The sequence below is a fragment of the Nesterenkonia sp. F genome (assembly GCF_000220985.1).
Classification (GTDB): Bacteria; Actinomycetota; Actinomycetes; order Actinomycetales; family Micrococcaceae; genus Nesterenkonia.
Map to the genome: position 1 here is coordinate 1 of NZ_AFRW01000130.1, position 14,342 is coordinate 14,342.

At 72.5% G+C, this 14,342-nt stretch carries 14 protein-coding genes; 3 read left to right on the top strand and 11 right to left on the bottom strand.

Annotated features, from left to right (window positions below):
• From GU5_RS0112145 to GU5_RS0112170, 6 genes are all read right to left on the bottom strand, one after another.
• On the bottom strand, window positions 1-712 hold a 712-nt coding region (locus GU5_RS0112145), incomplete at its 3' end, for an aldehyde dehydrogenase family protein (protein ID WP_010525842.1).
• A gap of 2 nt (window positions 713-714) precedes the next feature.
• Window positions 715-1,686 (bottom strand): 5-dehydro-4-deoxyglucarate dehydratase, encoded by a 972-nt coding sequence (gene kdgD / locus GU5_RS0112150; RefSeq protein WP_010525843.1) that lies wholly within the window; start codon window positions 1,684-1,686, stop codon window positions 715-717.
• Window positions 1,687-1,822: 136 nt separating this feature from the next.
• On the bottom strand, window positions 1,823-2,770 hold the full coding sequence (locus GU5_RS0112155; protein WP_010525844.1) for a LysR substrate-binding domain-containing protein: 948 nt from the start codon (window positions 2,768-2,770) through the stop codon (window positions 1,823-1,825).
• A 65-nt stretch (window positions 2,771-2,835) separates the two neighbouring features.
• Window positions 2,836-3,588, bottom strand: coding sequence for a FadR/GntR family transcriptional regulator (locus GU5_RS0112160; RefSeq protein WP_010525845.1), 753 nt, complete (start codon window positions 3,586-3,588; stop codon window positions 2,836-2,838).
• Window positions 3,585-4,715 (bottom strand): mandelate racemase/muconate lactonizing enzyme family protein, encoded by a 1,131-nt coding sequence (locus tag GU5_RS0112165; RefSeq protein WP_010525846.1) that lies wholly within the window; start codon window positions 4,713-4,715, stop codon window positions 3,585-3,587. Before GU5_RS0112165 ends, GU5_RS0112160 begins: the two co-directional genes overlap by 4 nt.
• A gap of 184 nt (window positions 4,716-4,899) precedes the next feature.
• A complete protein-coding gene (locus GU5_RS0112170; protein WP_029514264.1) occupies window positions 4,900-5,907 on the bottom strand; it encodes a LacI family DNA-binding transcriptional regulator in 1,008 nt (335 codons plus the stop codon).
• 158 nt (window positions 5,908-6,065) lie between these two features.
• Here GU5_RS0112170 and GU5_RS0112175 point away from each other — a divergent pair, with 158 nt between their 5' ends.
• A complete protein-coding gene (locus GU5_RS0112175; RefSeq protein WP_010525848.1) occupies window positions 6,066-6,632 on the top strand; it encodes a type 1 glutamine amidotransferase domain-containing protein in 567 nt (188 codons plus the stop codon).
• On the opposite strand, the gene GU5_RS16060 is transcribed toward GU5_RS0112175, so the two are convergent.
• Genes GU5_RS16060 through GU5_RS0112190 form a run of 3 tightly spaced genes read right to left on the bottom strand, consistent with a single transcriptional unit; the run spans window position 6,559 to window position 8,569 of the window.
• Window positions 6,559-7,839 carry an NAD(P)/FAD-dependent oxidoreductase gene (locus GU5_RS16060; protein WP_010525849.1) on the bottom strand — a complete coding sequence of 427 codons (1,281 nt, stop codon included), beginning with the start codon at window positions 7,837-7,839 and terminating at the stop codon, window positions 6,559-6,561. The two genes, GU5_RS0112175 and GU5_RS16060, sit on opposite strands and share 74 nt — an antisense overlap.
• 2 nt (window positions 7,840-7,841) lie before the next feature.
• Window positions 7,842-8,090, bottom strand: coding sequence for a helix-turn-helix transcriptional regulator (locus GU5_RS0112185; RefSeq protein WP_010525850.1), 249 nt, complete (start codon window positions 8,088-8,090; stop codon window positions 7,842-7,844).
• Window positions 8,090-8,569, bottom strand: a complete 480-nt coding sequence (locus GU5_RS0112190; RefSeq protein WP_010525851.1) for a DUF2975 domain-containing protein — start codon at window positions 8,567-8,569, stop codon at window positions 8,090-8,092. Before GU5_RS0112190 ends, GU5_RS0112185 begins: the two co-directional genes overlap by 1 nt.
• A 146-nt stretch (window positions 8,570-8,715) precedes the next feature.
• Here GU5_RS0112190 and GU5_RS0112195 point away from each other — a divergent pair, with 146 nt between their 5' ends.
• Complete coding sequence (locus tag GU5_RS0112195) at window positions 8,716-9,057, top strand: L-rhamnose mutarotase (RefSeq protein WP_010525852.1); 342 nt, start codon at window positions 8,716-8,718, stop codon at window positions 9,055-9,057.
• A gap of 3 nt (window positions 9,058-9,060) precedes the next feature.
• Here GU5_RS0112195 and GU5_RS0112200 read toward each other — a convergent pair whose 3' ends face one another.
• Together GU5_RS0112200 and GU5_RS0112205 are read right to left on the bottom strand one after the other, a co-directional pair.
• Window positions 9,061-11,172, bottom strand: coding sequence for a hypothetical protein (locus GU5_RS0112200; protein ID WP_010525853.1), 2,112 nt, complete (start codon window positions 11,170-11,172; stop codon window positions 9,061-9,063).
• A gap of 55 nt (window positions 11,173-11,227) precedes the next feature.
• On the bottom strand, window positions 11,228-12,478 hold the full coding sequence (locus GU5_RS0112205; RefSeq protein WP_010525854.1) for an ABC transporter substrate-binding protein: 1,251 nt from the start codon (window positions 12,476-12,478) through the stop codon (window positions 11,228-11,230).
• A gap of 450 nt (window positions 12,479-12,928) precedes the next feature.
• Between GU5_RS0112205 and GU5_RS0112210 the strand changes: the two genes are divergently transcribed.
• Window positions 12,929-14,293 carry an MFS transporter gene (locus GU5_RS0112210; RefSeq protein WP_237704729.1) on the top strand — a complete coding sequence of 455 codons (1,365 nt, stop codon included), beginning with the start codon at window positions 12,929-12,931 and terminating at the stop codon, window positions 14,291-14,293.
• Window positions 14,294-14,342: the final 49 nt, after the last annotated feature.

A 14,342-nucleotide genomic window follows, 5' to 3' on the forward strand; every position in this document is an offset into this window, starting at 1 on the left:
CCTTGGCCAGCGCCTGGCCGATGCTGCGGCCCGGCCCGTAGATCAGGCTGAAGGTGCCGGCGGGCAGGCCGCAGGAGGCGACGGCGTCGGCGACGGCCCGGCCGACCAGCTCGCCGGTGCCCGGGTGGGCGTTGTGCGCCTTGAAGACCACCGGGCAGCCGGCGGCCAGCGCGCTGGCGGTGTCGCCGCCGGCGGTGGAGAAGGCCAGCGGGAAGTTCGAGGCCCCGAAGACCGCCACCGGTCCCAGCGGGATGCGCCGCTGGCGGATGTCGGCCCGCGGCATCGGCTGCCGGTCGGGCTGAGCCGGATCGACGCGCACGCCCCGATGGTCGCCCTGGCGGACGACGGCGGCGAAGAGCCGCAGCTGGTTCACCGTCCGGCCGCGTTCGCCGACGAGCCGGGCCTCCGGCAGGCCGGTCTCGGCCATCGCCCGCGCGGTGATCTCGTCGCCGACGGCGTCGATGTTCGCCGCGACCGTCTCCAGGAACGTCGCGTGGGTCTCCGGGTCCAGCCGGGAGAAGGTCTCGAAGGCCTCGGCGGCGGCCGCGGTGGCCTCGGCGAGCTGCTGCTCGTCGATCAGCGAGTAGGCCGGCTCCAGCGTCTCGTCGGTGGCCGGGTCGACGCCGGCGACTGTGCGGCCGGAGCCGGCGACCGAGCGCCCGGCGATGATGGACTGCCCGGTCAGGGCGGTTTCAGCGGTCTGTGCAGTCATGCTCAGCTCCTCGAAGCGACGGGTGCGGGGGTCGCGGGGGCCGCGGGCCTCTCCGGGCGGACGCCCGCCCGGTCGATCAGCGCGGTCAGGTCGGCCAGGTCGGCCTCGGTCAGGTCCTGCAGCGGCGGACGCACGCCGCCGGCGTCGCGGCCGACGACCGTCAGGCCGGCTTTGACGATGGAGACGCCGTAGCCCTTCGCGCGGTCGCGGATGTCCAGATAGGGCAGCACGAAGCGGGTGAGCTTCTCGGTGATCGCCGCGCGATCCTGGCTGCGCACGTCGGCGTAGAACTCCAGGGCGAACTCCGGGACGAAGTTGTACATCGCCGAGGAGTAGGTGCTGAATCCCAGCTGCAGCATCGGCAGCGCGAAAGTCTCGGCGGTGGGCAGTCCGCCCAGATAGAACAGTCGGTCCCCGTTGGCCGCGACCACCTTGGTCACCGCCTCGATGTCACCGGTCGCGTCCTTGAAGCCGATGAAGTTCTCATGCCGGGCCGCCAGCCGGGCGACGGTCTCGGCGGAGTAGACGGCGTTGGCGCGGTTGTAGACGATCACCGCCGCAGAGGTCGCCGAGCAGACGGCGTCGACGTGTGCCTCGAGACCCTGCTGGTCGCAGTCGGTGAGGTACGGCGGCAGCAGCAGCACGCCCTCGGCCCCGGCCTCCTCGGCGGCGGCGGCGTTGGCGACCGCCTGCCGGGTGGAGCCGCCGGCGGAGCCGAGCACCGGGATGATCCCGGCGGCCTCCTCGACGGCCATGCGCACCACGTGGGCGTTCTCCTCGGGAGTGAGGCTGAAGCCTTCGCCGGTGCCTCCGGCGGCGAAGAGCCCGGCGGCGCCGGCGCGGGACTGCCAGTTCAGGTGGGCGCGGTAGGCGTCGTCGTCGACCGCTCCCTCTGCGCTGAAGGGGGTGACGGGGAAGGAGAGCAGGCCGTCCTTGAGACGATCGGCCAGCTCTCGCGGGGTGTGTGTCGGCACGGGGACCTTCCTGGAGTCGGGGCCAGGGGATGGGGGCGCGCCCGCGACGGCGCAGGCCCTTCGGTCCTCCTCACTCTAGGAGCCGGTCACAGGGGCGTCTAAGCCCGGTTCTGTATCGATTCATAGCTTGCGTGCATCACTCGGTGTTCAGTGATGCTCCGGCCGTCCCCGCCCCGCGCGAACTCGTTCCTTCCTCAGCGTCGGCGCGCTCCTCCTCGAGCACGGCGAGCAGCCGCTGCAGCGCCGGGCTGCGTCGGCCGCGGCGCCAGACGGCGTGCAGCTCGACCGCGTCGTCGGGCTGGTCGGCCAGCGGCAGGTGGACCACGCCGTCGACGCCGAGCCGCTCGGCGGACTCGGGCACGATCGCCACGCCGTGGCCGGCGCCGACCAGCGAGACCATCGTCAGGATCTGGCTGACGGTGTGGACGACGTTGCCGTGCTGGATCGGCACCGAGCGGATGGCGAGGTCATAGAAGTAGCGCGCGCGCACCGGCGAGTACATGATCAGCGGGGCGGAGGCGAGGTCGGCGGCGGTGGCCGCGCGGCCCAGGGCGGCGAGCTCGTGGTCGGCCGGCACCGCCAGGCGCAGCCCCTCGGAGAGCAGCAGCTGGGAGTCGAAGAGCTCGTGATCGATGGGCGGCCGGGCCAGGCCCAGGTCGATCTCGCCGTCGGTCAGCGCGGCCATCTGTTCGCGGGTGACCTGCTCGTGGAGGTCGACGTCGACGTCGGGCAGCTGCTCGGCCAGCGTGGTCAGCACGCTGCCCAGCACGCTGAACCCGGAGGCGGCGGTGAATCCGATGCGCAGCACGCCGGCCTGGCCGCGGGCGATGCGCCGGGCGGTGACCGGGGCCTGGTCGGCGGCGACGAGAAGTCGGCGCGCCTCGGTGAGGAAGGCCGCGCCCGCGGTGGTCAGCGAGACGGTGCGGTTGTCGCGGGCGATGAGCGGGACGCCGACCGTCTTCTCCAGCTTCTGGATCTGCCGACTGAGCGGAGGCTGGGTCATGTTCAGCCGTTCGGCGGCATGGCCGAAATGCAGCTCCTCGGCGACGGCGACGAAGCTGCGGATCTGGTCCAGGGTGAACATCAATACTCTCCGTGCATCATCATGCGCAACGTGCGGCTTGGCTGTGCATCATCATGTCACGCAGGTCACAGCGCGGCAATATCTGTTCCGACATCCTGCTCGCCCAGCAGGCGACGGCGGGATGCGGTCAGGTGGGCTCGCATCGCCGCCGCGGCGGCCTGCGGATCCTGCTCGACGACGGCCTCGAGCACGGTCCGGTGCTCGGCGACCACCTGCCGATGCCGCGCGGCCGTCGCCTCCGCAGTCGTCGAGGCTCCCGACCCTCCGTGCGCCAGCCGCGGCGCGGGCATGGCGATCATCGCCGGACCGAGCGCGTCGACCGCTCGGAGCAGATGCGGGTTCTGCGCGGAGGCGGCCAGCTCGCGGTGGAAGGTGAAGTCGTGCTCGACCGCGTCGGCCGGATGGTCGCCCGCGGCGGCGAGGCCGGACAGCGCCTCGGCGAGCAGGCGCAGCCGGGGCGCGTCTCGCCGTCGGGCGGCCAGCCCGGCGGCCTCGGTCTCCAGCGCGATCCGATACTCGAGCAGCGCCCGCCGCTCGCCGGGGGTGCGGGCGACGGCCTCGCCGCCGACCGCCGCCGAGCCCGCCGTCGTCGTCGACCGTGTCGGCGGAGTCAGTGCATAGGAGCCCGATCCGCGGCGGGTGCGGATCAGCCCGTCGGCCTGCAGGCGGCTCAGCGCCTCGCGGACCACGCTGCGGCTGACTGCGTGCTCGGCGATGAGCGCGGCCTCGCTCGGCAGCTTCTCGCCGACGCCGATGGTGCCGTCGACGATCTGCGCGCGCAGCTGCTCGGCCAGCGCGGCGGTGCGACCGGCGCTCATCGCCGCCCGAACTCCGCCGAGGCGGTGGTCCAGGCGCGGGCCTGCTCGCTCAGCGTGATGCCCAGGCCCGGCCGGTCGGGGACCAGCATGCGGCCGTCGGCGATCTCCAGCCGCTCCTCGAAGAGCGGGTCGAGCCAGTCGAAGTGCTCGACCCAGGTCTCGGTCGGGTAGGCCGCGGCCAGGTGCAGGTGGATCTCCATGGCGAAGTGCGGCGCCAGGGCGAGTCCGGCGTCGTCGGCCAGCGCGGCCAGCCGCAGGAACTCGGTGATGCCGCCGACGCGGGGAGCGTCGGGCTGGATGACGTCGCAGGCCCGGGCCTCGATCAGCCGCCGGTGCTCCCCGACCGAGGCGAGCATCTCGCCGGTGGCGATGGGAGTGTCCAGCGCGGCCGCCAGCCGCGCGTGGCCCTCGGCGTCGTGCGCGTCGACGGGCTCCTCGATCCAGGTCAGGTCGAACTGCTCGAGGCGCCGGCCCATGCGCAGCGCCGTCGCCCGGTCCCACTGCTGGTTCGCGTCGACCATCAGATCCACCTCCGGTCCCAGGTGCTCGCGGACAGCATCCACCCGGTGCAGGTCCTCGCGAGCGTCGGGCAGGCCGACCTTGACCTTGATCCCTCCGATGCCGGCGTCCAGCGACTCGTCGGCGCGTGCGGTGATCTCCTCGATCGAGGCGTGCAGGAAACCGCCGGAGGTGTCGTAGGTGCGCACCGCATCGCGGTGGGCGCCGAGCAGCTTTGCCAGCGGCAGCTGCGCGCGCTTGGCCTTCAGGTCCCAGAGGGCGACGTCGATCGCGGCCAGCGCCTGCGACGCCGCACCCGAGCGGCCCACTGACGCGCCGGCCCAGAGCAGCGTCTCGCGGATCCTGCCGATGTCATTGGGGTCGGCGCCGAGCGCCGTCTCGGCGACTTCGGCCGCGTGGGCGTACTGCGCCGGACCGCCGGCGCGCTTGGAGTAGGAGAAGCCCAGGCCCTCGAGGCCCTGCTCGGTGGTGATCTCGGCGACCAGGAAGACCACTTCGGTCATCGGCTTCTGCCGGCCGGTGAAGACCTTGGCGTCGGAGATCGCGGTGGACAGCGGCAGGGTGATCGAGGAGAGGCGGATGTGCCGGATGGCGTCAGCGGAGGTCATGGAACTGATCGTACAAATCCTGAACCTGTCCGATAAGTCCTCCGACGGTGCCGATCCGGCATCGGACGATGTCCGCAGGTCTCGACGCCCCTCCCGATGAGTCCGTGGAACGCACGGGAATACGACGTCTTTCCCGCGCTTTCCACGGACTCATCCCGAGGAGGGGCGGGCTGTCGGCGTCCGGTCAGCCGCCGAGCGTGGATTCGCGGGCCACCAGCGTGGGAGTGAACCGCGGGTGCTCCGGCGGGGCGTCGGGGTCGTCGACGGCGGCGACCAGCAGGGCGGCGGCACGCTCGCCCATCTCGAGGGCGGGCTGGCGCACCGAGCTGATCGGCACTGTCGCCGAAGCGGCGAACTCGATGTCGTCGTAGCCGATCAGCGCGACGTCCTCGGGGACCCGCACGCCGGCGCGGACGAGCTCCTGCAGCGCGCCCAGGGCGACGAGGTCGTTGGCTGCGAAGATCGCGTCGGGCCGTGCCGCGGCGTCCTCGGCGAGCAGCCGGCGCGCGCCGGTCCGGCCGGACTCGACGTCCATGGCGCCGGTGTCGATCGTCGTCAGCGTCGCCCCCGCGACGGCGTCGACGGCGGCCTGGGCTCCGGCGCGTCGCTGGGCCACCTGGCGGATGCTCGTCGGTCCGCCGATCATCGTCAGGCGCCGGCGCCCCTGGTCGAGCAGATGCTCTGCGGCCATCCGGCCGCCCAGCTCGTCGTCGACCGCCACCGAGGGGAAGTCGTCGTCGCCGTGATGGCGGTCGACCAGCACCACCGGGGTGCCGCGGCCGCTGATCTCGCGCAGCCGGTCCAGCACGTCGCCGACCGGAGAGATGAGCAGGCCGGAGACGCGCTGCTCCTCGAAGAGCCGCAGATGGGCGAGCTCCCGCTCGGCGTCCTGGCCGGAGTTGCCCACCAGCACCGGGCGGCGGTGCACGCCGAGGCTGTCCTCGGCGCCGCGGACGACGTCGGCGAAGAAGGGGTTGGCCACGTCGAGGACGATCATCCCCACGGCGGTGTTGTGCCGCTGGCGCAGCTGGCGGGCGGCGTCGTTGCGGACGTAGCCGAGCTCGTCGATCGCCGCCTGCACGCGGCGGCGCGTGGTCTCCGAGACCTTCTCGGGGTGGTTGAGGGCGTTGGAGACCGTCGCCGGCGAGACGCCGGCATGGGTCGCCACGTCGCGGACCTGCGCCAATGCCATGGGGTCAGGATACACATCGACGACGCTCCGCTCGCTCGCCCGAGGGCGGGCGGTCTCAGCATGCGGCGGAGAGCGGCCGGGAACAGGGTTCCGCGGTGCGACGTTGGTGCTGGACGGGCCCCGACCGGGGCCGGACACGTCCGGGGAAGGAGAGGACCATGAGCGACACCACTGCTGAGGCTCCGTCGATCGAGGGCCGCACCGTCGCGCTGCTGGTGACCGACGGCGTCGAGCTGCCCGAGCTGACCGAGCCGCTGGCCGCCGTCCGCGAGGCCGGCGGGACGGCGAAGATCGTCTCGCCCAAGAAGGACTCGCTGCAGGCGATGACGGGCGACTGGGAGCACGCCGACCACTTCGGCGTCGACCACCAGCTGGGCACGGTCGGCGCCGAGGACTTCGACGCGCTGGTGCTGCCCGGCGGCACGCTGAACGCCGATGCGCTGCGCGTCGACGAGCAGGCCCGGGAGTTCGTCGCCGGCTTCTTCGAGGACGGCAAGCCCGTCGCCGCGATCTGCCACGGCCCCTGGATCCTCACCGAGGTCGGCCAGGTCTCCGGCCGTCGGATGACCAGCGTGGGCGCGCTGCGCACCGACCTCATCAACGCCGGCGCCGACTGGGTGGACGAAGAGGTCGTCGTCGACCGCGGGCTGGTCACCTCGCGGACTCCGGCCGATCTGGAGGCCTTCGACGCCGCCTTCCTGAAGCTGGTGGCCGAGCAGGGCTGAGGCCCCGACCCCGACGGTCGCCGGCGGGTCGGTCACGGATCCGGGAAGGACCCGTCGCCGAAGAGGATCCGCCGGGCGGCCGCACGCCCGGGGCGCTGCGCAGTCCGAGGAACGCGGCCTCGGCCGCGGCCGGCCCGCGCAGCGACTCCAGTCCCTGCCGCAGCGCCAGGCGGCCGCGGAACCGTCTCCGCAGGGCGGCGCCGTCGTAGCCGCGCAGCACGCGACGGTCGCCGGTGCTCAGCGCCTCGTCGAGCAGCTCGACGGCGTGGTCGGAGAGTCGCAGGCACGGGTCCAGCCCGCCGGCCGTCAGCGGGGAGACTGCGCCGGCGGCGTCGCCGACCAGCAGGCCGCCGGGAGCGCCGATCCGTCGCAGCAGTCCGCCGACGGGGATCGGCCCGGCGCGATGCTCGAGCGTCTCGGCCGCCGGCCGTCCGTGAGGTCCCGGCGCCTCGGCGGCGAAGCGCTCCAGCGCCGCCCGGACCCCGCCGGTGAAGCGGTCCGAGCGGCCCGCGGTGCCCACATGGGAGTGCACGCCGTCGTCGACCGCCCAGGCCAGATATCCCGGGGCGATCCGCGGATCGACCACGCATCGGAATGCCGGCATCTGCCCGACGTCGGCGACGGCGCCGACGGTCTCGGCGCCGATGAGCAGGTGCCGGTTGCGGTCCAGGCCGAGGTCCCGGGCCACCTGCGAGCGGGCGCCGTCGGCACCGACCAGGAAGCGCGCGTCGAGGCGGAGCTCGGCGGGGAGCTCCTCGCCGTCGCCGCCGGAGGTCGACCCGCCGGACCCGTCTCCTGCCGAGACGCGGCGCAGCACCTGCCGGCCGGCGGCGTCGAGGCCCGCGCGGCGCATCCCCAGCAGCACGCGCGCACCGGCGTCGAGCGCCTGCTGGTGCAGGCGCGCGTAGAGCCGCGGCATGTCGCCGACGCGGAACTCGTCGCGGGTGCTGACCAGATCCACCGGATCGCGGTGCGAGGGTGGGTGCAGCACCATGCGGCGGATCGGCGGACCCAGGCAGTCCTCGGGCAGGTCGTAGTCCTCCAGCGTGCGGCGGACGAAGATCCCGGTGGTGCGGATCGCCTCGGTGAGCCGGCGCCGCCGGTCGACCAGCACGACGTCGTGGCCGCGCCGGGCCAGCTGCGCGGCGGTGTGCAGGCCGGCCAGCCCCGCGCCGACGACCAGCACGTCGGTGCTCCCGCGCGGCATGGTCAGTCGTCCTCGGCCGGGCCGGCGGCATCGGCGTCGTCGGCCTCCTCGTCGACCCATTCGAGCAGGTCGCCCGGCTGGCAGTCGAGCACGCGGCACATCGCCTCCAGCGTGCTGAAGCGCACCGCCTTTGCGCGGCCGTTCTTCAGCACGGCGACGTTCGCCGGGCTGAGCCCCACCTTTTCGGCGAACTCGCCGACGCTCAACTTGCGGCGGGCCAGCTCGACGTCGAGACGCACGACGATGGGCATCAGATGACCCCTTCCATCTCGTCGTGCAACGTGGTCGCCTGCCGCAGCAGGGTGCGCATGACCAGCAGCACCAGCCCGAGCGTGGTCACCGCGACCGAGGTGGAGATCAGCAGCAGCGGCATCCCGGGGTCGTCGGCGCCGGCGAGCACCCATCCGGTGAGTCCGATCAGCACCGCCCAGGCGGCCCCCGCCGCGCCGAGGATCGCGTCCACCCAGGGCAGCGAGTCGGTGCGGAAGATGCGTCCGCGGGCGACGCGGGTGAGCAGCCGCCAGGTGCAGACGACGATGACCTCGGCGCAGAGCACCCAGAAGCCGGCGATCAGCGTGGCCGGCCAACGGTACGGCGCGAAGTCGGCGGACTCCGCGGCCATATGGGCGAACTGCCCGGGCAGCGAGACGGTCTGCAGCATGACGAGCAGGCCGAGCAGCAGGACCAGGAAGACCCGGAGGGCGGCGACGATTCTCCAGTCGGCGATCATGGATCGAGTCTCGCCTGGTATCTATCGAAAGTCAATCGAATCTCGGAAAAGAGCGCGTCGTCGACTCCGCGGAGGTGGAGATCCCGACGGCGAGATGAAACGATTCATCGCGTGATGCCCGACACGCCCTTCCGAGGAGGATCAGCATGCGCCGCGTCTGCTTCCAGCTGCAGGTCAAGCCCGAGAGGATCGACGAGTACCGCCGTCGCCACGCCGCGGTCTGGCCGGAGATGCTCCGCGCCCTGAAGCGTTCCGGCTGGCACGACTACTCGCTCTTCCTCCGCCCCGACGGTCTGTTGATCGGCTACTTCCTGTGCGAGTCGCTCGAGGCCGCGCAGGCGGCGATGGAGGACGAGGAGGTCAACGCCCGCTGGCAGGCCGAGATGGGCGAGTTCTTCGTCGCCCTCGACGGCGCCCGGCCGGACACCGGCTTCGTCGAGCTCGAGGAGGTCTTCCACCTGGAGGACCAGCTCGACGCGCTGGAGTGAGGCTCACGCCGGCAGCGGCGTGATCCCCTCGTGGCGCACGACGAAGCCGTCGGGGAATCCCGGGGCGTCGGCGGAGCCGTCCCAGCCGGCGGCCATCAGCGCCACGGCGATCAGCAGTCCGCCGTTGGCCGGGAGATAGGCCGGCAGCCCCTCGGTCTGCCAGGCGTGGCCGGAGGCGACCATGGTGTTCTTCTCCGTCTCCATCAGCAGCGCCTCGACGGCGAGGTCCGGACGGCCGCTGCGCGTCGCAGCCATCGCCATCATCGGGAAGTCCCAGCCCCAGGTGGTCTCCCAGCGCCAGTCGGCGAGCACGTCCTCGAGCGTGCGGGCCATCGTGGTCGGATCGATCAGCGGGGTCGACGGCGTCACGCCGAGCGCACCGAGCACCGAGGGGTGGTCCTCGCGACGGTCGAGCACCGGGTGCCGCACCGCCGCGTAGACGCCGTCGCGCTCCGCGGGGGCCGGAAGGCGCTCGCGGGCCCGGCGCAGCTCCTCGCTCGGGGGCGCCCCGCGCCGCTCGCGCCAGTCCTCGGCGATGCGCAGCCCCCACCACCAGGTGGCCAGTTCGAAGGTCGGGTCGGTGAGCTCGGTCTTCACGTCGCCGTAGCACTCCTGCGCCGGGATCAGCGGCGGGGAGAGCGCGTGGTCGGAGCCCTCCGGCGCCAGATGGTCGACCATGAACTCCGCAGTGGCCTCGACGATCTCGCCCAGCTCCTCGACGACCCCGGGGTGGCCGGCGCGGCGCAGCAGCTCGGCCAGATGGATGGGATGCGGCTGCTGCCAGATCAGGAAGGGGCCGATGTCCGAAGGGCTCTCGCGCCCCTCCGGACCGACCTGTTTGGGCCAGCGCGCCCCGCGGGCCCGCTGGACCGCCGCCGTCGCCCGAGCCTGCGGCAGGATGTCGCGGTACCAGTCCATGCTCCGCGCCAGCAGCTCCGGCCGTCCCCAGACGGGAAAGTGGGCGGCATGCCACCAGTGCATCTCCAGGTGGAACTTGCCGCGCCAGGAGTTGACCATCAGGCCGGTCTCCTGCGGCGGCGTCGAGCCGGCGCAGTTGATCGCCGTCAGCTGCTGGGAGAGCACGACGCGCCGCTCGAGCTCCGCGGCGCGCGGATCGGTGCTCTCCGAGAGGTCGACGGCGCCGCCCGTCGACCAGAAGTCCTCCCAGCCGCGGGCCGAGGCGGCGAAGACCTCCGCGGGGTCCGGTGCCGGCGACGCCGAGATCGACCGATCGGAGCGATCGTCTCCGGCGTCGAACGTCAGAGCGAGCCGCCAGGTGTCGCCGGGGGCATGCGCCGCGGGGCGCAGCAGCACGCGGTGGGCCGCCGGCTGCTCGGCGACCAGCGCGCCCTCGGACTGCGGCGCGACCGTGTACTGCGCGGCGTCCAGCCGCCGCCGGATGCGGAGGTCGTCATCCCGCCGCTCCAGGTGCGTGGTGTGGCCCTCCTCGACCCAGCGGGCTGCGTTGCCCCAGGCCTCGCTGCCGTGCGGGAAGCGCAGCGCGAGCGTCGGTGGCTCGGCGCCGCCGGAGGTGATCTCCACCGCGACCGCGTCCTGCTGCGGATGCACCGCCGTGCGGATGCTCAGCCGCACTCCGGACAGAGTGACCTCCGAGGAGATGATCCCGGTCCACAGGTCATGGACCTGCTCGTGGACCTGCAGCTCCTCCGGCCCCCACTCCGGGCGTCCGGCCGTGCGCGGGTCGAGCCCGATCCAGCCGAGCATGAGTCGGTGGGGATTGCCGCGCAGCCAGAGCTCCTCGGCGGTGCCGCCGTCGGGGCCGGTGGTGCTGGTGCGGCCGCTCAGGTCCACGTACGGCAGGTCGCCGCGCGGCGTGGTGTAGGTCCGCACAGCCGCTTCGACGGAGGGCTCGGGGTCGCGCGGCGTGCTGTGCCAGCCCCACTGCGACTGGGTGCCCAGCAGACTTCCCGGGCGGGCCGGATCCCGTCCGGGGGCCGGGTGGGACTCCGGGAAGGTCTGCAGCCCGGTGGCGTCGACGGTCAGTGCGAACTCCCCGTTGCCGATCTGCAGGGGAGCGCGGGGGTCGACGGCGTCGCGGCGGATGCGATGGCGGTCCACCAGGGCGCGGCGGTCGATCGGTCGGTCGCTCGGCATGGGGTCTCCTGTCGGGGCGATCGTGATGGCGTGCTGGCGGGGCCGGTCGGCTCCGTCACTGCTCGACGGCGGCTCGGGCCTCCTCCAGCCACGTCGTCGCGGCCTCGCCCGGGTCGATCCGACCGTGCAGCAGCTCGGCGGTCACGCGCGAGGTGATGGAGTCGACGTCCGTGGAGCCGGTGGGACCGATGGGGCGCGGAGCCGTGTCGCGCGAGGCGACCTGGTCGATGTATTCGACCTCCTCCTGGCTGTCCGCGTCGGGCTCGCCCTCCAGGCCCGCGCGGCGCTCGGGGTTGTCCGGCACACCGCGGTCCAGGCCGAGGACGTCGACGGCCTCCTGCGAGTTCACCAGGAAGTCCAGCAGCTCGGCGGCCTGCTCCGGCTGCTCGGTGTCGGCGGAGACGGAGAAGAACTGCGAGGACTGCTGCCAGACGCCGGCGGTCTCGGACTCGCCGGGCAGCGGCCACAGCTCCAGGTCCGAGCCGGAGGCGTTCGACAGGGTGGACAGGCTGTTGCTCCAGGTGAGCATCGTCGCCGCGCGCCCGGTGCCCATCAAGGTCTGTTCGACCGAGGCGTCCTCGAGCTCGGTGAGCAGGGCCGCGCCGGGGGCGGCTCCCGTCTCGGTGAGCTCCTGGGCCCGACCGAAGAACGCGGCGAGCGACTCCTCCGAGACGCCGATCTCGCCGTCCTCGGTGTAGAGCTGCTCGCCCTGCTGGCGGGCGAATGCCTCGATGGAGTCGTGGGTGAGCGTGGTGGCGGTGCCATAGGTGTCGTCGTCGGTGTTCGCCGAGATCTCCTCGGTGATCTCGGCGAAGTCGTCCCACGTCCAGGTCTCCGGGTCGGGCCGTTCGACGCCGGCCGCGTCGAAGATGTCCGGGTTGACGATCATCGCCAGCGCGTTGGAGCCGGTGGAGAGTCCGTACTGGGCGCCGTCGACCTGTCCGTTCTCCAGGGCGGTCTGGTCCAGCGCGTCGAGGTCGATGTGCTCGTCGACGGTGGTGAGGTCCAGCAGGGCACCGCGCTGGGCGTACTCGGCCGGATAGGCGCCCCCGAGGGTGAAGACGTCCGGAGCGTCGCCGCCGGCGAACTGGGTGGCCAGCCGGTCGAAGTAGCCGCCGAAGTCCACGGACTGGCCCTCGACGGCGGTGCCGGACTCCTCCTCATGGAGGGAGATGGCCTCCTGGGTGATCTCGGTGCGTTCCGGCGAGCCCCACCAGACGAAGGTCAGCGGCTCGTCCGATCCGCCGTCTCCTCCGCCGTCGCCGCCCGAGCATGCGGCGACGGCGAGCAGCGAGGCGGTCAGCACGGTCGCAGCGGCGCCGCGGCGGAGGCGACGGGGCGGGGGTCTGCGGCGGAGGTGCGGGTGGGGAGGGTCATCGTGGCTCCTCGGGGTCGGACGTCGTCGTCCATGGGGCGGGACGGGGCCGGACAGGGCCGGACGGTCGTCGAGGGTCTCCGGGCGGGAACGGCGCTCGGTGATGTGCGGCGCGTCACATTATGTTGCGTGGTCAGTCACATTAGAACGGTTCAGTGATGCGGACAAGGTCTCCTGCAACTCTCGGCGAGACCTGTTCGGCATGATGCGATGCCGATGCGCAGGCCGCTGCCCGTCGGCGGCGCCTCGGCCCGGATGGAGCGGCGAGGAGCGCCTGGAGAGTGATCCACGCCATTGGTAAAGTGTGATGCGCCAAACATTGAAACGATTCACTCCGGGTGCCCGAGGGGCCCGGGGCAGCAGACTTCGGGAGTGTCCGTCATGACAGAGGCTTCAGCGACGACGGCGCGTCGGCAGCGCCGTCCCATGGGCCGCTGGAAGGCCACCATCGCCGTGGCGATGTCCAACTACATCGAGGCCGGCTCGATCATCGCGATCGCGACCAGCATGAGCCTCTGGGAGGAGGCCTTCGGCCTCGACAGCCTCGCCGTGGGGCTGCTCAGCGCGCTGAGCGCCAATGCGTTCGGCGCGGCGATCGGTGCGGCCGTCGGGGGCCCGCTCTGCGACCGCCACGGCCGGAAGTTCATCTACACCTACGATCTGATCCTCTATATGATCGGCACGCTCTTCGCCGTCTTCGCCGCGAACTTCACGATGCTGCTGATCGGCTTCCTGGCCACCGGCATCGCCGTGGGCGCCGGCGTCACCGCCGCCTGGACCTACATCGCCGAGGAGGCCCCGAACGAGCGTCGCGCCGGACATGTCGGCGTCGCGCAGCTGGCCTGGTCGATCGGTCCGGCCGTGGGCTTCCTGCTGGCGATCATCGTCTCGCCGCTGGGTCTCCTCGGGGCACGATTGGTCTTCGCGCACCTCTTCGTCGTCGCCGCGATCACCTGGTGGGTGCGTCGCGGGCTCGACGAGTCGCAGCGCTGGAAGGACCAGCAGGCGAATCCGAACCGGGTGGGCACCTACCGCGGCTTCCTCCAGCTGTTCACCGACCGGCGCAACGTCGTGGCGCTGCTCTTCCTGATCGGCGTCTACGGCCTCTGGAACACCGTCGCCGGACAGGCCGGCATCTTCCAGCCGCGCGTCTACGAGGCCGCCGGGCTGGACAGCGCCAACGCGCAGAATGCGCTGCAGGTGCTGGTCTGGACTTTGACCTCGCTGGCCACATACTTCGGCTTCATGAAGTACGGCGACGCCGTCTCCCGCCGGCTGCTCTACTTCATCGGCGCCGCGCTCGGCGTCGTCGCCTGGTCGGTGCTCATCTGGGGGCCGCCCGGCTGGACCTCGCTGCTGATCTTCGCGATCGGCTGGGGCCTCTCCGCCGGGATCGGTGCCCAGGCCTTCTACGGGCTGTGGGCCGCCGAGCTCTTCGCCACCCGCTACCGCGCCTCCGCGCAGGGCGTGATGTTCATGCTGGTGCGCGTGATGGTCGGCGTGCTCAGCCTCTGGTTCCCGCTGATGCTCGAGGAGGTCGGCCTGCACGGTGTCGGCGCGCTGATCATGGGGCTGCTGGTGGCCGCGCTGGTCATCGGCACCGTCTGGGCGCCGCGGACGCGGGGCAAGAGCCTCGAGGAGATCGAGGTGGAGCGCTATGGACGGCTGCTCGACGGTGGGACGTCGGGCGGGGCTGCCGCAGATGCGGTCGGAGCGGCCGACGTCGGCGCGCCGTCCCGCCGATGAGCGGCACGCGGCATCGTGGGCCTCGGTTGACTCTCCTGTGATCGAGGTC